Genomic DNA, 17412 nt, shown 5'->3' on the forward strand with positions numbered 1-17412 from the left:
GCGTCGTCAGTGCCATCGCGATCAACGAGCGCATGGGAGTCAGTTGGACTGTGGACAGCGATGAGCAAGGAGTGGGAACAAGATTCGCCGTCATCGTGCTTTCAACAGGCACAAAAAAAGACGCCGAAGCGTCTTTTCAGTCAAAGGCGGCCCCAGGTCATTTACCGACCTGTTTTTCCTTGATTTCTGCAAGGGTCTTGCAGTCGACGCACTGGTCTGCGGTCGGGCGAGCCTCAAGACGGCGGATGCCGATCTCTACGCCGCAGGATTCGCACCAGCCATATTCTTCGTCCTTGATCAGTTGCAGCGTCTTGTCGATCTTCTTGATCAGCTTGCGTTCGCGATCGCGGGCACGAAGTTCAAGGCTGAACTCTTCTTCCTGACTGGCACGGTCGGCCGGGTCCGGGAAGTTGGCAGCTTCGTCCTTCATATGGTCTACCGTTCGGTCGACCTCTTGCATCAAGTCCTTCTTCCACTTGTTCAGGATCTTGGTGAAGTGCGCGCGCATCGGCTCGCCCATGTACTCTTCACCCTTCGTTTCCACGTAGGGCTCAAAGCCGCTGATTAGATGGTTCTGTTGCTTTTCTGGGGTGGGCATGTCTGGACCGCCTCTCACTCTTCTAATCTATTGCGCAGGATTGTTCCATCACCGACACCCGTCGGCCCTGCAGCTGCAAGCGGGCGAACTTACCAGATCAAATCGGAGTGCGCTACTCCCGGTTGTCGAGCATGACGACGCCGTCTTCTTGTGGAGATGGCCATTTCGCATCTGCCCTCCATCCAAATGAACTCTAGCCGCTGCGCACCGTCGTAGCTTTCTTTTATTCAGCGCTTGGAAACCGGGTTTTTCAGTTCGCAAACGCACCGTCGGGCGGGTGGTTGGGTAGAATCATGGCGCGCCGTGATGACAATCATGTTTTAACACCCGCCCTATAAAGGAATATCCATGAGCCAGCCTTACAGTGCGCGCAGTCGCGCCATAGAACCTTTTCATGTCATGGCATTGCTGGCGCGTGCCAATGAATTGCAGGCGGCGGGTCATGACGTTATTCACCTTGAAATCGGCGAGCCAGATTTCACGACTGCGCAGCCCATCATAAAGGCTGGCCAGGCGGCGCTGGCAGACGGCAAGACGCGCTACACCGCCGCGCGCGGTCTGCCGCAACTGCGTGAGGCCATTTCCGGGTTTTATGCTCAGCGTTACGGCGTCGACATCGATCCTCAGCGGATTCTGGTCACGCCGGGCGGTTCAGGCGCCTTGTTGCTGACCAGCAGTCTGTTGGTCGATCCGGGCAAACACTGGTTGCTGGCCGACCCTGGCTACCCGTGCAATCGACACTTTTTACGTCTGATAGAAGGTGAGGCGCAGTTGGTGCCGGTCGGTCCGCAAGAGCGCTATCAGCTGACTCCCGAGCTGGTGGCCACGCACTGGAACCCGAACAGTGTCGGCGCTCTGGTGGCATCGCCGGCCAATCCGACCGGCACTCTATTGAGTCGTGACGAACTGGCAGCCTTGTCTCAGGCACTGAAAGCCCGCAATGGCCATTTGGTGGTGGACGAGATCTATCACGGCCTGACCTACGGTGTGGATGCCAGTAGCGTGCTGGAAGTGGATAACGACGCTTTCGTCCTCAATAGTTTTTCAAAGTATTTCGGCATGACCGGGTGGCGTTTGGGGTGGCTGGTCGCACCACAGGATGCGGTGGCCGATCTGGAAAAACTGGCCCAGAACCTCTACATCAGCGCGCCGAGCATGGCGCAACATGCGGCGCTTGCCTGTTTTGAGCCGCAGACACTGACCATACTCGAGCAACGGCGCGCCGAGTTCGGCCGCCGCCGGGACTTTCTGCTGCCAGCGCTGCGCGAGTTGGGTTTCGGTATCGCAGTCGAGCCGGAAGGGGCCTTCTATTTGTATGCGGATATCTCCGCGTTTGGTGGTGATGCCTTTGCCTTTTGCCGGCACTTTCTGGAAACCGAGCATGTTGCCTTTACGCCCGGCCTGGACTTTGGTCGTTTTCAGGCCGGGCACCACGTGCGCTTTGCCTATACGCAAAGCCTGCCGCGCCTTGAACAGGCGGTCGAGCGAATTGCTCGCGGTTTGCGTAGCTGGGGCGTCTGATGCGTTTTTCTCCGCAGCTTGAACAGGGTCGTCTGCTGGTGCGTTACAAGCGCTTTCTGGCTGATATCGAAACCGATAGCGGTGAGTTGCTGACCATTCACTGCCCTAACACCGGGTCGATGCTCAACTGCATGATGCCCGGCGGGCGCGTGTGGTTCAGTCGCTCGAATGACCCCAAGCGCAAACTGCCGGGCACTTGGGAAATCAGCGAAACCCCGCAGGGTCGCCTGGCCTGTATCAATACCGGACGGGCCAATACGCTGGTTGAAGAGGCCTTGCGCGCCGGGGTCATCAGCGAACTGACGGGTTTCACGGCGCTCAAGCGCGAGGTGGCCTACGGCCAGGAAAAAAGCCGTGTGGACTTTCGTCTGGAGTACCCGGATGGCTACCTGTACCTGGAAGTGAAAAGTGTCACTTTGGGGTTCGATGGTTCCAGCGTGGCGGCATTCCCCGATGCGGTGACCCAGCGTGGCGCGCGGCACCTGCGCGAACTGGCGACGCTGGCGCGCGAAGGCGTGCGCGCCGTGCTGTTGTATTGCGTCAATCTCACCGGTGTGGACGCTGTGCGGCCTGCGCAGGAGATCGATCCTGCCTACGCAGCGGCGTTGCGTGAAGCCGTTGATGCCGGTGTGCAAATTCTTGCCTACGGTGCGCAACTGACGTCTGAAGAGATCTTTATTGACCGGCGTCTGCAGGTACACGGGCTGGATTGAGGCATCCGGGTACAGACGGTTCAGTCCCCTTCATGCATCCAACTGCAGCGACACCCAGATGCCCTCGGCGTCTTCACGGCTTTTGATGATGGTCAGGGACTGGCCTTCACAAGGCCCGGCCACGCATTCGCCGTTGTCGATCAGAAACAATGCTCCATGCGTAGCGCACTGGATCAGGCTTGCGCTGCTGTCCAGAAATTGATCAGGTTGCCATTCCAGGGGAACGCCGCGATGCGGGCAGCGGTTTTTGTAGACGAAGACCTCGCCCTGACGGCGCACGGCAAACAACGCATGTTCGCCCAGCTCGAAGCCTTTGCTGTGAGCTTCGGGCAGGTGGCTTGAAGTGCAGAGGAATATCAAGAAGCCTCCATAGGCCGGTTCTTCGGGGGCCAGTTTTTGGGTTGATACCTGATCGGACAAGTCTGGCATTTTCTTCGGATCGATGCGCTGCGTTACGTTGAGGTCATTACAGGCTGCGTCGGTCCTTTCCTGTCTTTTTGTAGCTTTCGTCTCTAAGCGCACCGCCCGCGCCCGCAAGCCTTGCAGCCGTATATCGTCGGCTCATGTTTTGCAGAGCGGAAACACTATGAAAGAGATGACAGCAGATGATGAGCGACTGGCGCGTCAGGTCATCGGGCTGCTTGAGCTGTTCGCCCTCAATACAGATGACACGGAGCAGCGCATAGTCGGCATCTGTCGGCGTGCATGCACGCCTGTGGGAACGGTCGCAGCGGTCAGCGTCCAGCAACGTTTCGTGTGCCTGGCGCGCACCACGCTGGATCGCATGCAGGCTCGTCACATCAAGGTCATCGCCGTGGTCAATTTTCCTCACGGCAGCTGCAATGTTCAGTCGGTCATCGCGCAGGTACGCGCTGCGCTGATGGCGGGCGCGGACGAGATCGACGTCGTCTACCCCTTTCGCGCGCTGCTCGGCGGAGACCGGCAACCCGGCCTGGCGATGATCTCGGCGTGTTCGGCCTTGTGTGCCGGGAAGGTCAGGCTTACAGCGACCCTTGAAACCGGTGACTTGCGCGACTCGCAAATGATCCTCAATGCGTGCCGCGATGCAATCGTCTCAGGCGCCGACTTTATCAAGACCAGCACCGGCAAGGCCGCCACGCATGTCACGCCGCAGGCTGCACGGGTCATGCTGGAGTCGATTGCGGACGTAGGCGGGCAGGTGGGGCTGAAGGTTGCAGGCGGGATCCGTACGTTCGACGAGGCACGTGTTTACATGGCACTGGTCCGCGCCCGGTTTGGTCTGCAATGGATCAACGCCGGGCGTTTACGGCTGGGAGGATCGAGCTTGCTGGACGACTTGCTGGCAAGACTGGGCCTGCTTGAGTCGCATGGCAGCGGCGATGGTTTTTGAGTGTTCGTTGGTTTTGCGCCGGACAAAAAAAGACCCGGCAAAGAGCCGGGTCAAAAACCGTGATTAGCCTGATGAGGAGATAATCTGAAAGTCCGAACCAAGGTCTTTCAGGCTACCGTCCAGTCTCGCGACCGGATGTGATAATCATAACGATTCTCATTTGTAAGTCAACATTTCTTTTGGTCGTACGGGTGCCGGTGCCTGCTTATGATCCAGGCAGGGTATTCAAGGATTAAAAAGTGCGGTGCACAGCGTAGCGTCAGTGGCGACGGGGCTGCTCATGCGAGAGAAGAAGGGGTGAAAGCAGGACAATACATCGCCAGCCTGCCGTGCATCGCGCATGCAGGCTGCAACGTTTTTGCGGTATCAGTGGGTACGGTAGCGCAGGCGCGTGCCGAAATTCACCGACATCAGAATCTCGTCAGCCGAGAGCTCGGCCGGGAAGAACACCCCTGAAATCTGAGCGTGAGCGATGCTCGCACCTTCCATCGGTGTATTTCGCAGGTCCAGGCCACGAAGGTCGGCAGAGCGAAAATAAGCGTCGGTGAAGTCGATATTGGCGGTGTCCAGCGCGCGAAGGTCCAGCCCCCTGAAGTCGCCCCCGACCATATCAATGGTGCCGGTTCGTGGTTTCTCTTGATTGAAACCTTCGACATCATCTTTGCGCAGCAGCATATAAAGCGGTGAGTCGATCTGTTTGGGGTGGCTCATGATGGCCTCGCACATGTCATTGCGTTGGAATTATGGCGCCATTATATCGCCATCATCTTGAGGCCGTGAAGCGTTAACCGCTCAACGGCCATGTGTCTTTTTACAGGCCCGGCAGGCGCTGGCGCAGGTTGTCGATAAGGCTGTCCAGGTCGCTGCTGACGTTGGTTGCAACCTTCTTGCTGCGCAGGATCTCGTCGGCGCCGAGCGGCTCGCGACTGGCCTGCTGAGCCTCGATGACTTCCAGCGTCGCGTCAGACGGGTCGTTGTCCTGCGCCTGACGCTGCGCAAGCCAGCCAGCGATCACAGCCTGTGGCGCTTCGCAATCCAGAATCAGGAACGGCACACCGGTGTTTTCCGCAATCTTTGCCGCCGCATCGCGCTGCTCGCGCTTCAGGTAGGTGGCATCGATCACCACCGAGAAGCCCGCGCGCAGGGTTGCGGTAGCAAGCTCATGCAGGCGCGCATAGGTTGCGCCGCTGGCTTGCGCGTCGTACAGATCCTGATTCTGGCCGGCAAACAGGCGCTTGCGCTCTACGTCCGAGCGCAGGCGGATGGCGCCCAGCGATTCCACCAGACGCATCGCAACGTGGCTTTTGCCGACGGCAGAGACACCGTGGGTAATCGTCAGAAACGGTGAAGGGATGGCGCTGTAGCTCTCTGCCAGATTGGCATAGTTGCGGTATTGACGAAGCGTCGCTGCGCGCTGCAAGCCGTCGGCATTGGCCGGCTGGCTGAACAACGCCACCTTGGCACGAACCATTGCGCGGTAGGCCTTGTAGAAATTCAACAGCTCCAGGCCTGCATAGTCGCCGGTGACTTCCAGGTACTGACTGATCAAACGCCGCGACAGCGACTTCAGGCCACGGTCTTCAAGGTCCATTGCCAGAAAGCCGATGTCGGCGTAGACATCGGTCTTGCGGAACGGCTCGTTGAACTCGATGCAGTCGAACAGCACGACCTTGCCATCAATCACCGTCGCGTTGCCCAGATGAATGTCGCCATGGCATTCGCGGATGAACCCGTCGGCCTTGCGGTGAGACAGCAGTGGCTTGAGTCGCGCAAAGCTCGACTCTGCCCACGCCTGCAGGGCATCAAGCTGTGCCAGGTCGGATTTTTCGCTGATCAGCGGGCGAATCTGCTCGAAATTCTGTACCACCGGGGCCATCACGCTGTCAGGCGAGCCGAGTTCGCTTTCAGCCCCGACCTGCGGCGAGGTCAGGTGAAAACCGGCAATCTGGCGCGCCAGTTCGTCGATGTGCGCAGTCGTCACTTCACCGTTGGCCTGCAGTGTGCTCAGCAGGCCGTCCTGCGAGAACTGCTTCATCTTCAGCGCGTATTCGATGGCTTCGCCGTCGCCGCCCAGTTGCGGCGCGTCCGCTGTGCCGGTGATCGGCAGGACTTCGATGTAGAGGTCGTCGGTCAGGCGCTGATTCAGGCGCAACTCTTCCTCACAGAAATGCTTGCGCAGGGCCAGCGTGGTGAAGTCCAGAAAGCCGAAGTTCATCGGTTTTTTGAATTTGTAGGCGTATGGACCCGTCAGCAGCACCCAGGAAATGTGCGTTTCAATGACCTGGAAACTCTCCACCGGATGGGGGAAGAGGGCAGGGTTCTGCAGGGCAGCAATCAAAGACTGGCTCACGGTCGATCCTTCAGGAATGTGTTCAAAATGTAAGTACACGATGCCGCCATTATGGCCGCTTGGCGCGAGGCTGCAAACCGCTGACTCGGGCGTCTGTCGATCCTCGGTAAAGTGCGTATAATCCGCGCCCATGACTCGATCCCGCACCTCTCGTTCTGCAAAAAAACAACCTCCCCGCAGCCTTAACAAGTGGCTGGGCTGGGCGCTGAAGCTTGGTATTGTCGGCCTGGTTCTGCTGGGCGGCCTGGCCATTTACCTGGATGCCATCGTCCAGGAAAAATTCTCCGGCAAGCGCTGGACCATCCCGGCCAAGGTCTATGCACGGCCGCTGGAACTTTTCGTCGGACAGAAGCTGAGCCGCGATGACTTTCTCATCGAGCTGGACGCCCTGGGCTATCGCCGCGAAAGCGTGGCGAACGGGCCCGGCGCCGCAGCGGTGAACGGCAATACCGTCGACCTCAACACACGTGGTTTCCAGTTCTACGAAGGCACTGACGCAGCGCAGCAGGTTCGCGTGCGCTTTTCCGGTGACTACGTAGCCGACCTGTCGTCGGGCAATGGAGCCAAGCTTGCGGTGGCGCGGCTTGAACCCTTGCTGATCGGCGGTCTTTACCCGAAGAATCTGGAAGACCGGATCCTGATCAAGCTGGATCAGGCGCCGCCCTATCTGCTCGACGGGCTGGTAGCGGTCGAGGACCGGGATTTCTATCACCACTTCGGCGTGTCGCCCAAGTCCATTGCCCGGGCGATCTGGGTCAATACCTCACAGGGGCAGATGCGCCAGGGCGGCAGCACGCTGACCCAGCAGTTGGTCAAGAACTTCTACCTGACCAACGAGCGCAGCCTCACCCGTAAGCTGACCGAAGCCATGATGGCCGTTCTGCTGGAGATCCATTACAGCAAGCAGGAAATCCTCGAGGCCTATCTCAACGAAGTGTTCGTCGGGCAGGACGGCCAGCGTGCCGTTCACGGTTTCGGTCTGGCCAGCCAGTATTTCTTCAGCCAGCCGCTCTCCGAACTGAAAATCCATCAGGTGGCGATGCTGGTCGGTCTGGTCAAAGGGCCTTCCTTCTACAACCCGCGTCGCAATCCGGAGCGTGCTCTGGAGCGTCGCAATCTGGTGCTCGACCTGTTCGAGCAGCAGGGCGTCGCTACTCCGGAAGTGGTTGCCGCTGCGAAGAAAATGCCACTGGGTGTGACCAAGACCGGGACCCTCGCCGACAGCTCGTTTCCGGCGTTCCTCGATCTGGTCAAGCGTCAGCTGCGCGAAGACTATCGTGACGAAGACTTGACCGAAGAAGGGTTGCGGATCTTTACCAGCTTCGATCCGATCCTGCAGATGAAGTCCCAGGCTGCCATGGACGATACATTCAAGAAGCTCGCCGGGCGCAAGGGCTCTGACGAGGTGGAGTCGGCCATGGTCGTCACCAACCCTGAAACCGGCGAAGTACAGGCGTTGATCGGCGGGCGTGAGGCCGGGTTCTCGGGCTTCAATCGGGCGATCGACGCGGTACGGCCGATCGGCTCGCTGGTCAAGCCGGCTATCTACCTGACGGCACTCGAACGGCCAAGCCAGTACACATTGACCAGCTGGATCGCCGACGAACTGTTTCAGGTCAAAGGCGCCGATGGCCAGATCTGGAAACCACAGAACTACGATCGCAAGTCACACGGCAATATCTTTCTGTATCAGGGGCTGGCGCATTCGTACAACCTTTCGACCGCCAAGCTGGGTCTTGAGCTGGGCATTCCAAACGTGTTCAAGACCCTCGCCAAGCTGGGTGTGACGCGCGAATGGCCTGCCTATCCGTCGATGCTGCTGGGTGCGGGTGGCTTGAGTCCGATGGAAGTGGCCACCATGTATCAGACCATTGCCAGCGGTGGGTTCAATACGCCGATGCGCGGTATTCGCAGTGTGCTCACCGCTGAAGGCGAGCCGCTCAAACGTTATCCGTTCCAGATTGAACAGCGCTTCGATCCGGGTGCCATATACCTGGTGCAGAATGCGATGCAGCGGGTGATGCGCGAAGGTACGGGCAAATCTGTTTACAACGTGTTGCCGAGCTCGTTGAATCTGGCAGGCAAGACCGGCACCAGTAACGACTCTCGCGATAGCTGGTTTGCCGGGTTCAGTCAGGACCTGCTGGCCGTGGTGTGGATGGGCCGCGATGACAACGGCAAGACACCGTTTACCGGTGCTACCGGTGCCCTGCAGGTCTGGACCAGTTTCATGCGCAAGGCCGGTCCGCTGCCGCTGGACATGGCGATGCCGGACAACGTCGTTCAGGCGTGGGTCGATGCACAGACCGGTCAGGGTTCGGATGCAAGCTGCCCGAATGCCGTGCAGATGCCGTATATTCGCGGCAGTGAGCCCCAGCCCGGCGCGACATGCGGCGGCGCTCCGGCACCTGCCACTGAGGTGATGGACTGGGTCAAGGGTTGGTTGAACTAGGCAATCGAGGTTTTGAAGTGAATAAATGGTGGATTCCAGCTTTAACGGCACTGGCCTTGCTGAACGGCTGCGCCAGTGTGGAACGCGGCTCGATTCCGGTCGTGGATTCGAGCTCCAAGGTGTCCAACGGCGAACGTGCGGCAGCTTCGCGTAACGGTACTTACCGCACCAACACCGCGCCGGTGCAACAGCAGCCGCAAGCCGTACCGCAGGACTCGGGCGTCGTAGTGATGGTGCCGGGTGCGGGTGGTGCTGATGCCGGGCAGAGTTTCTCTGCGCCAGCCACTCAGGCGCCGTTCAGTGTCAACACTCCGCCTGTCGATGCCGCCCCGGTCAATCAGGCCCCGGTCAGTCAGGCTCCTGCGAATAACAGTTACAGCATGCCGGCTGCCTCTGCCCCGACCGGAATCCCGTCCAGCGGTGGCGGTCTGTCGGAGGACGAACAGCTTGATGGTCCTGTACTGGCATTGCTGACCACCGCGCAGCAACAGCAGAGCAGCGGCGATCTCAATGGCGCGTCGTCCAGTCTCGAGCGTGCGCAGCGGGTTGCACCGCGTGAGCCGCAAGTGCTCTATCGTCTGGCTCAGGTTCGTCTGGCTCAGGGCGATGCGGCCCAGGCCGAGCAACTGGCACGTCGTGGTCTGACTTACGCCAACGGACGCACCAGCCTTCAGGCCAGCCTGTGGGGATTGATCGCTCAGTCACGCGAAAAGCAGGGTGATGCGGCCGGTGCCGCCCTGGCTCGTCAAAAGGCTCGCTGATGGACGGACGTTTGCCTGAGGTTGCCGAGCAACTGTTGTTGATAGAGCGCGAGTTGCGCTTGCTGGGCTGGTGGGATACGACACCGCCCAGCGAGCAGGCGCTCGCCAGTCAGGAACCGTTCAGCGTCGATACTCTGGAGTTCGCCCAGTGGCTGCAATGGATTTTCCTGCCGAGGATGAAGGTCATCCTTGAACGCGACCTGCCACTGCCCAACGCTTCCGGCATTCTGGAAATGGCCGAGATGGTCTATGCCGGGTGCATGACTGAAACCCGGCAACTGCAAGCGCATCTGGCGCGGTTCGACCAGCTGATTACAGCAGCGCGCTGATCGGCGCGCTTCTATCGGCAGTATTCGCTGATAGCCCTGTTGGTTTCTTCGATACGCGTCTTGCGGTTCTCATCCGTAAGGCGCCTCGATTCCCCTCCCACCTGCTCACGCACGCGCGGATTGTTCTGCAACTGCGCGAGATTGGTGCGCAAGGTCTCGCAACTTTCCGCGCGCTTGGCTTCCTGAGCCTTCACCTGGCTTTTGACTTTCTGGTCAATCTCGCGTTGCTGCGCAGCCCCGTCGTCCGCTGGCATGCCCGGCGCGGCGGCAGGTGGCGGTGTCTGCACATTGATTTCCTGTACCTGCTGACCAGTAGGCGGCTGGGCATCGAAGTGCGTCACACCCTGGGCATCCACCCACTTATAGATTGAAGCGGCCTGGCTGGTTGCGCTGATGGCCAGCGCAGCGGCGAGAATCATCCAGTGCATGTCGGGTCCTTGAAAGTCTGTGCATGCAGAAAGCTACCATAACAGTGCATTTCAGTCCGAAACGGTGCGATTTCACTCGTCGGGTGTCAAGAAAGCGCACGGATCGCTTGACTTGAAGGGGGGGAATCACAACAATCCAAAGTTCGCTGTAGAAGGACTGCCAGAAGCAGACCCTCTCGGTAGATCATGAGGCGCACACCCGCGCCGACCTGTAACACCCGCAACGCGTTACCTCGCGCTGGGTGGGAATGTTCCGCAACACTCAGGGACCTCCCAATACTTGCTCAGTCAGTGCTGACGTAGTCGGCGACCACCGTCGCTCATGCTCTGCTGGCAGTAAACCTATTAAGACCCGTCCCGGAGTGGGCGGTATTCTGGCGTTTTAGAGGTGAACAACGTGGAGCTTTTATCTGGCGCTGAAATGGTCGTCCGCTTTTTGCGTGACGAAGGCGTTGAGCATATCTATGGGTACCCCGGTGGTGCCCTCCTGCATGTCTACGATGCCCTGTTCAAAGAACCGGCGGTGAGCCACATCCTTGTTCGCCACGAGCAGGCTGCCACGCACATGGCCGATGGCTATGCGCGGGCGACCGGCAAGGCGGGCGTGGTGCTGGTGACCTCGGGTCCTGGTGCAACCAATGCCATTACCGGTATCGCCACGGCGTACATGGACTCCATTCCGATGGTGGTCCTGTCCGGTCAGGTAGCCAGTACGCTGGTGGGCACCGATGCGTTCCAGGAGACCGACATGATCGGTATCTCCCGGCCTATCGTGAAGCACAGCTTCATGATCAAGCACCCGTCGGAAATCCCGGAAGTCCTGAAGAAGGCGTTCTACCTGGCACAGTCCGGTCGTCCAGGCCCGGTGGTCGTCGATATTCCGAAGGACATGACCAACCCGGCCGAAAAATTCGAATACGTCTTTCCGAAAAAAGCCAAGCTGCGTTCCTACAGCCCGGCGGTTCGTGGCCATTCCGGTCAGATCCGCAAGGCTGTCGAGATGCTGCTGGCGGCCAAGCGCCCGATCGTCTACGCCGGTGGCGGAGTGATCATGGGCAATGCTTCGGCGCAACTGACCGAACTGGCGCAACTGCTCGATGCACCGGTAACCAATACCCTGATGGGGCTTGGCTGCTATCCGGGCACGGATCGTCAGTTCGTCGGCATGCTCGGGATGCATGGCAGCTACACCGCCAACCTCGCGATGCACCACACCGATGTGATCCTGGCCGTCGGCGCGCGTTTCGATGACCGTGTGATCAACGGCGCCAGCAAGTTCTGCCCGAACGCCAAGATTATCCACATTGATATCGACCCGGCTTCGATCTCCAAGACCATCAAGGCCGACGTGCCTATCGTCGGTCCTGTCGAAAGCGTGCTGACCGAAATGGTCGCCACCTTGAAAGAGATCGGCGAGACACCCGACAAGGCATCCGTTGCCGCGTGGTGGAAGCAGATTGACGAGTGGCGCGGTACGGGTGATCTGTTCCCGTACAACCGTGGCGATGGCACGGTCATCAAGCCGCAGGCCGTTATCGAAACGCTGTGCGAAGTCACCAAGGGCGACGCTTATGTCACCTCGGACGTCGGCCAGCATCAGATGTTCGCTGCGCAGTACTACCGCTTCAACAAGCCGAACCGCTGGATCAACTCCGGCGGTCTGGGCACCATGGGCTTTGGCTTCCCGGCTGCGATGGGCGTCAAGCTGAGCTTCCCCGATGCGCACGTTGCCTGTGTGACCGGTGAAGGCAGCATCCAGATGAACATCCAGGAACTGTCGACCTGCCTGCAGTACGGCCTGCCGGTGAAGATCATTCTGCTCAACAACGGTGTGCTGGGCATGGTCCGCCAGTGGCAGGACATGAGCTACGGCGCGCGTCACTCGCACTCCTACATGGAGTCGCTGCCTGATTTCGTCAAGCTGGTCGAGGCCTATGGCCACGTCGGCATGCGTATCACTGACCTGAAGGATCTGAAGCCGAAGATGGAAGAAGCCTTTGCCATGACTGACCGGCTGGTGTTCATGGATATTCAGGTCGATGTGACCGAGCACGTCTATCCGATGCAAATCAAGGACGGCTCCATGCGCGATATGTGGTTGAGCAAGACGGAGCGGACATAATCATGCGCCATATCATTTCCCTGCTGCTGGAAAACGAACCGGGTGCACTGTCGCGCGTCGTCGGTCTGTTCTCCCAGCGTAATTACAACATCGAAAGCCTGACGGTTGCGCCGACCGAAGACCCGACCCTGTCGCGTCTGACGCTCACCACCGTAGGTCATGATGAGGTGATCGAGCAGATCACCAAGAACCTCAACAAGCTCATCGAAGTGGTCAAGCTGGTCGACCTGTCGGAAAGCGCTCACATCGAGCGCGAACTGATGCTGGTCAAGGTCAAGGCCACTGGCGCGCAGCGTGCCGAGATCAAGCGCACCACGGATATCTTCCGCGGGCAGATCGTCGACGTGACCGCCAGCGTTTACACCGTGCAGCTGAGCGGCACGAGCGACAAACTGGACAGCTTCATTCAGGCCATCGGCACCGCCGCTATCCTGGAAACAGTACGCAGTGGCGTAACGGGTATTGCCCGTGGCGACAAAGTGCTGAGCATCTAAATCAATTAAGCAAATGGCCTGTGTGGCCAAGATAACAGGGGATTTCCATGAAAGTTTTCTACGACAAAGACTGTGACCTTTCGATCATCCAGGGCAAGAAAGTCGCCATCATCGGTTACGGTTCGCAAGGTCACGCCCAGGCGTGCAACCTGAAAGACTCCGGCGTTGATGTCACTGTCGGCCTGCGTAAAGGTTCGGCCACTGTCGCCAAGGCCGAGGCGCATGGCCTGAAAGTGACCGACGTCGCTTCTGCCGTTGCCGCTGCCGACCTGGTCATGATCCTGACCCCGGACGAGTTTCAGTCCCAGCTGTACAAGAACGAAGTCGAGCCGAACCTGAAAAAGGGCGCAACACTGGCGTTCTCCCACGGCTTCGCGATTCACTACAACCAGGTCGTGCCGCGCGCTGACCTCGACGTGATCATGATCGCGCCGAAGGCTCCCGGCCACACCGTGCGTACCGAGTTCGTCAAGGGCGGCGGTATCCCTGACCTGATCGCGGTTTATCAGGATGCTTCCGGCAACGCCAAGAACGTTGCCCTGTCCTACGCTTCGGGCGTTGGCGGCGGCCGTACCGGCATTATCGAAACCACTTTCAAGGACGAGACTGAAACCGATCTGTTCGGCGAGCAGGCTGTTCTGTGCGGCGGTACTGTCGAGCTGGTCAAGGCTGGTTTCGAAACGCTGGTTGAAGCTGGCTACGCGCCGGAAATGGCTTACTTCGAGTGCCTGCACGAACTGAAGCTGATCGTTGACCTCATGTACGAAGGCGGTATCGCCAACATGAACTACTCGATCTCCAACAACGCCGAATATGGCGAATACGTCACCGGCCCTGAAGTCATCAACGCCGAATCCCGTCAGGCCATGCGCAACGCTCTGAAGCGTATCCAGGACGGTGAATACGCGAAGATGTTCATCAGCGAAGGCGCCACCGGCTACCCGTCGATGACTGCCAAGCGTCGTAACAACGCTGCGCACGGCATCGAAATCATCGGTGAAAAACTGCGCTCGATGATGCCTTGGATCGCGGCGAACAAAATCGTCGACAAAGACAAGAACTAAGCTTTTCCGGCTCACCGCCGGACTACAGCTGGTTCACAGGAAAAAGCGCGACCCATCGGTCGCGCTTTTTCGTTATGGGTCAGGCTCTGGTATAAAGCTGCATCGTTTGCAGGCGAACCCTCGCCGCAGACCTGTGTCGAACCTTTTCATACCGCTGCAAGGTAATCTCCATGAGCGAACGTCCTGAAGAGCCCATCAAGGCCTCTGACGCTGAAAGTCTGCTACCTATCGATGAACACGTGGAAGATGGCCATGACGCCGACGGCCGACAGGTCCGGCATCGGGGTATCTATCTGCTTCCCAACCTGTTTACCACGGCGAATCTGTTCGCGGGTTTCTACTCCATCATCAGCTCCATGAGTGCGCAAAGCGCCATGAGCGCCGGTGATTTTGCCGGGGCAAGCAAGTATTTCGCCTTCGCTGCGATTGCGATCTTCGTGGCCATGGTGCTCGACGGGCTGGATGGTCGTGTTGCGCGCATGACCAACACGCAAAGTGCGTTTGGCGCCGAGTACGACTCGCTGTCCGACATGGTTGCCTTCGGTGTGGCACCGGCGTTGCTGGCATTCGGCTGGGCATTGGGCGACATGGGCAAGGTCGGCTGGATGGTTGCCTTCATCTATGTAGCCGGTGCTGCATTGCGTCTGGCGCGCTTCAATACTCAGGTCGGCAAGGCTGACAAGCGCTACTTCATCGGCCTGGCCAGTCCGGCAGCGGCAGGTGTGGTGGCCGGCACGGTCTGGGCATTCAGCGATTTCGGGATTCAGGGCTCCAAGCTGTCGTTTCTCGTCGCGTTGCTGGTCGCCGCCGCCGGTATGCTGATGGTCAGTAACATCAAGTACAACAGCTTTAAGGAGCTGGACTTGAAGGGGCGGGTGCCTTTTGTTGCGATTCTGGCGGTGGTCCTGGTGTTTGCTGTCGTATTCAGCGACCCGCCGCGCATTTTGCTGCTGATATTCCTCGCGTACGCTCTTTCTGGCCCCATTCAGTATCTGCTACGTCGCCGCAAGGCCTAGTCAAAGATCTAATTTCCACCATACTCCGTAGTCTATAGGTGCATCAGTTCCCTGGCCTGCGGAGTCATCATGCTAATCAAGCTTCCTTCTGCGTCCGACTCCAAAGAGTCGGACGTCACGCCTGAATCCATTTATCTCTCGCGACGCACATTGCTCGCCAGCTCGCTTGCGGGGCTCGCCGTCACAGCAATGCCGCGCTGGGCAGGTGCCGCCGATGCGTCGCGGTATGCCGATGTAGAGCCTGGTAAAGCGCCGGGCTGGTTCGCGGACAAACTGCCCTCCACGAAGTGGCAGGCGGTCAACGTCAAGGACGAGGCGATCACGCCGTTCAAGGACGCGACCCATTACAACAACTTCTATGAGTTCGGTACTGACAAGGGCGATCCTGCCAAGAATGCGGGCTCTCTGCAGACCGAGCCCTGGAGTGTCGTGATCGATGGTGAAGTCGGCAAGCCTGGTCGTTATGCACTCGAAGACTTCATGAAGCCTTATCAGTTGGAAGAGCGGATCTACCGGTTGCGCTGCGTCGAAGCCTGGTCGATGGTCATTCCGTGGATTGGTTTTCCGATCTCTGCGTTACTCAAGCAGGTAGAGCCGACTTCCAAAGCCAAATACATTCGTTTTGAAACGCTGGAAGACGCCAAGTCCATGCCGGGCCAGCGCTCGGACTTTGCCCTGATCGACTGGCCTTATGTAGAAGGGCTGCGTCTGGACGAGGCGATGAACCCTCTGGCGATTCTGGCGGTGGGCATGTATGGGAGGGAGCTGCCTAACCAGAATGGCGCACCGTTACGTCTGGTGGTGCCATGGAAATATGGTTTCAAGAGCGTGAAGTCCATCGTGCGTATCAGCCTGGTCAGTGAGCAGCCGAAGACCACCTGGCAAAGCATTGCGGCAAACGAGTATGGCTTCTATGCCAACGTCAACCCGACTGTCGATCATCCGCGCTGGACACAAGCCCGTGAGCGTCGCTTGCCGAGCGGCCTGTTCAGTCCGAATCTGCGCGATACGAAGATGTTCAATGGCTATGAGGAAGAGGTGGGTTCCTTGTATGCCGGCATGGATTTGCGGAAGGACTATTGATGCGATATCCGTTTTTGCGTCTGGCTGTATTTCTTGCCGCTTGCATTGCCCCTGTGTGGTGGTTGTACCAGGCATGGATCTTTGCGCTCGGGCCTGATCCCGGCAAGGTCCTTGTGGAGAACTTCGGAGTGGCGACGTTGGTCATGCTGCTGATCACACTCGCCATGACGCCGTTGCAGCGTCTGACCGGTTGGTCGGGGTGGATCGTGGTGCGTCGCCAGCTGGGCCTATGGTGTTTTGCGTATGCGCTGCTGCACCTGACAATGTACGCGCTGTTCATTCTGGGGCTGGATTGGGGGCAGTTGGGTGTCGAACTGGTCAAGCGTCCTTATATCATCGTCGGTGCGCTGGCGTTCCTTGGGCTGCTTGCGCTGGCGGTGACATCCAACCGCTATAGTCAGCGTCGTCTTGGGGCGCGCTGGAAAAAGCTGCACCGGATCATCTACGTGATTCTGGGACTGGGTTTGCTGCATATGTTCTGGATTGTCCGGGCCGACCTTAAAGAGTGGGCGCTGTATGCGGGGATAGGTGCATTCCTGTTGTTGCTGCGGATTCCCGTGTTTGCTCGGCGAATCCCGCGTCTGGGCGGCGCTGCGAAGGCCAGATCGGTAAAAGTTCAAAATAACGGTTGACGCCCTCTGTGAGGTGTCTATAATTCGCCCCACTTCCGGTGCAGACGGAAACGAAAAAGCTTTGTAGATCAATAGGTTGCAAGGTTTTGGAGTGAAGAGTCAGCGAGGAAGGAGGTCGGGTCTGAATTGATCGACAGCGGTGAGAAAAAAGAGTTTGACACGCGGTTGTAACGCTGTAGAATTCGCCTCCCGCTGATGAGCAACTCCAGAGTTGATCGCAGCGCAAGTGGTTGAAGTTGCAAAGAAAACTTTGAAAACTTCTTGAAATAACCGCTTGACAGATACAGAGGACGCTGTAGAATGCGCGCCTCGGTTGAGACGAAAGATCTTAACCCATCGCTCTTTAACAACTGAATCAAGCAATTCGTGTGGGTGCTTGTGGTGTCAGACTGAAGTCAACAGATTATCAGCAACCCAAGTTACTCCGCGAGAAATCAAAGATGTAACCAACGATTGCTGAGCCAAGTTTAGGGTTTT

The 17412-nt window shown here is 58.6% G+C and carries 17 protein-coding genes; 12 read left to right on the plus strand and 5 right to left on the minus strand.

Features of this window, described 5'->3' with window-relative positions:
• Positions 1–157: 157 nt before the first annotated feature.
• On the minus strand, positions 158–598 hold the full coding sequence (gene dksA, locus BT119_RS24630; protein ID WP_003430674.1) for an RNA polymerase-binding protein DksA: 441 nt from the start codon (positions 596–598) through the stop codon (positions 158–160).
• Positions 599–946: 348 nt separating this feature from the next.
• On the opposite strand from dksA, the gene BT119_RS24635 reads away from it, so the two are divergent.
• A complete protein-coding gene (locus BT119_RS24635; protein ID WP_044310154.1) occupies positions 947–2119 on the plus strand; it encodes a pyridoxal phosphate-dependent aminotransferase in 1173 nt (390 codons plus the stop codon).
• Entirely contained in the window at positions 2119–2832 is a 714-nt protein-coding gene (sfsA, locus tag BT119_RS24640; RefSeq protein ID WP_072367071.1) for a DNA/RNA nuclease SfsA, read from the plus strand. Before BT119_RS24635 ends, sfsA begins: the two co-directional genes overlap by 1 nt.
• Positions 2833–2862: 30 nt before the next feature.
• On the opposite strand, the gene BT119_RS24645 is transcribed toward sfsA, so the two are convergent.
• A complete protein-coding gene (locus tag BT119_RS24645; protein ID WP_175550608.1) occupies positions 2863–3192 on the minus strand; it encodes a Rieske (2Fe-2S) protein in 330 nt (109 codons plus the stop codon).
• A 226-nt stretch (positions 3193–3418) separates the two neighbouring features.
• Here BT119_RS24645 and deoC point away from each other — a divergent pair, with 226 nt between their 5' ends.
• Positions 3419–4204, plus strand: a complete 786-nt coding sequence (gene deoC, locus BT119_RS24650) for a deoxyribose-phosphate aldolase (protein WP_072367073.1) — start codon at positions 3419–3421, stop codon at positions 4202–4204.
• A 366-nt stretch (positions 4205–4570) separates the two neighbouring features.
• Here the strand turns inward: deoC and BT119_RS24655 are convergent, their stop codons facing one another.
• The gene (locus BT119_RS24655) at positions 4571–4915 is read right to left on the minus strand and encodes a pentapeptide repeat-containing protein (protein WP_003371360.1); all 345 of its coding nucleotides are present in this window, start codon (positions 4913–4915) and stop codon (positions 4571–4573) included.
• Between the two features lie 100 nt (positions 4916–5015).
• Positions 5016–6554, minus strand: coding sequence for a bifunctional aminoglycoside phosphotransferase/ATP-binding protein (locus tag BT119_RS24660; protein ID WP_072367074.1), 1539 nt, complete (start codon positions 6552–6554; stop codon positions 5016–5018).
• A 130-nt stretch (positions 6555–6684) separates the two neighbouring features.
• Between BT119_RS24660 and mrcB the strand changes: the two genes are divergently transcribed.
• From mrcB to BT119_RS24675, 3 genes are read left to right on the plus strand one after another with little or no spacing between them, the layout of a single operon-like run.
• Complete coding sequence (mrcB, locus tag BT119_RS24665; RefSeq protein ID WP_003371363.1) at positions 6685–9006, plus strand: penicillin-binding protein 1B; 2322 nt, start codon at positions 6685–6687, stop codon at positions 9004–9006.
• A 17-nt stretch (positions 9007–9023) separates the two neighbouring features.
• Positions 9024–9767, plus strand: coding sequence for a tetratricopeptide repeat protein (locus tag BT119_RS24670; RefSeq protein ID WP_044310159.1), 744 nt, complete (start codon positions 9024–9026; stop codon positions 9765–9767).
• A complete protein-coding gene (locus tag BT119_RS24675; RefSeq protein ID WP_003371368.1) occupies positions 9767–10096 on the plus strand; it encodes a YqcC family protein in 330 nt (109 codons plus the stop codon). Before BT119_RS24670 ends, BT119_RS24675 begins: the two co-directional genes overlap by 1 nt.
• 11 nt (positions 10097–10107) lie before the next feature.
• Here the strand turns inward: BT119_RS24675 and BT119_RS24680 are convergent, their stop codons facing one another.
• Complete coding sequence (locus tag BT119_RS24680) at positions 10108–10524, minus strand: DUF4124 domain-containing protein (RefSeq protein WP_003371370.1); 417 nt, start codon at positions 10522–10524, stop codon at positions 10108–10110.
• Between the two features lie 397 nt (positions 10525–10921).
• Between BT119_RS24680 and BT119_RS24685 the strand changes: the two genes are divergently transcribed.
• From BT119_RS24685 to msrQ, 6 genes are all read left to right on the plus strand, one after another.
• Complete coding sequence (locus tag BT119_RS24685; protein ID WP_003430666.1) at positions 10922–12646, plus strand: acetolactate synthase 3 large subunit; 1725 nt, start codon at positions 10922–10924, stop codon at positions 12644–12646.
• A 2-nt stretch (positions 12647–12648) separates the two neighbouring features.
• Positions 12649–13140, plus strand: coding sequence for an acetolactate synthase small subunit (gene ilvN / locus BT119_RS24690; protein WP_002552075.1), 492 nt, complete (start codon positions 12649–12651; stop codon positions 13138–13140).
• A 47-nt stretch (positions 13141–13187) separates the two neighbouring features.
• Positions 13188–14204 (plus strand): ketol-acid reductoisomerase, encoded by a 1017-nt coding sequence (gene ilvC / locus BT119_RS24695; protein WP_002552076.1) that lies wholly within the window; start codon positions 13188–13190, stop codon positions 14202–14204.
• 170 nt (positions 14205–14374) lie between these two features.
• Complete coding sequence (gene pssA, locus BT119_RS24700) at positions 14375–15220, plus strand: CDP-diacylglycerol--serine O-phosphatidyltransferase (RefSeq protein WP_003371380.1); 846 nt, start codon at positions 14375–14377, stop codon at positions 15218–15220.
• Between the two features lie 69 nt (positions 15221–15289).
• Complete coding sequence (gene msrP / locus BT119_RS24705; RefSeq protein WP_003430665.1) at positions 15290–16303, plus strand: protein-methionine-sulfoxide reductase catalytic subunit MsrP; 1014 nt, start codon at positions 15290–15292, stop codon at positions 16301–16303.
• Positions 16303–16935 (plus strand): protein-methionine-sulfoxide reductase heme-binding subunit MsrQ, encoded by a 633-nt coding sequence (msrQ, locus tag BT119_RS24710; RefSeq protein ID WP_003430664.1) that lies wholly within the window; start codon positions 16303–16305, stop codon positions 16933–16935. The genes msrP and msrQ overlap by 1 nt, the downstream gene beginning before the upstream one ends.
• Positions 16936–17412: the final 477 nt, after the last annotated feature.

Source organism: Pseudomonas sp. NFACC10-1 (genome assembly GCF_900119195.1).
In the GTDB taxonomy this organism is placed as follows: domain Bacteria; phylum Pseudomonadota; class Gammaproteobacteria; order Pseudomonadales; family Pseudomonadaceae; genus Aquipseudomonas; species Aquipseudomonas cerasi.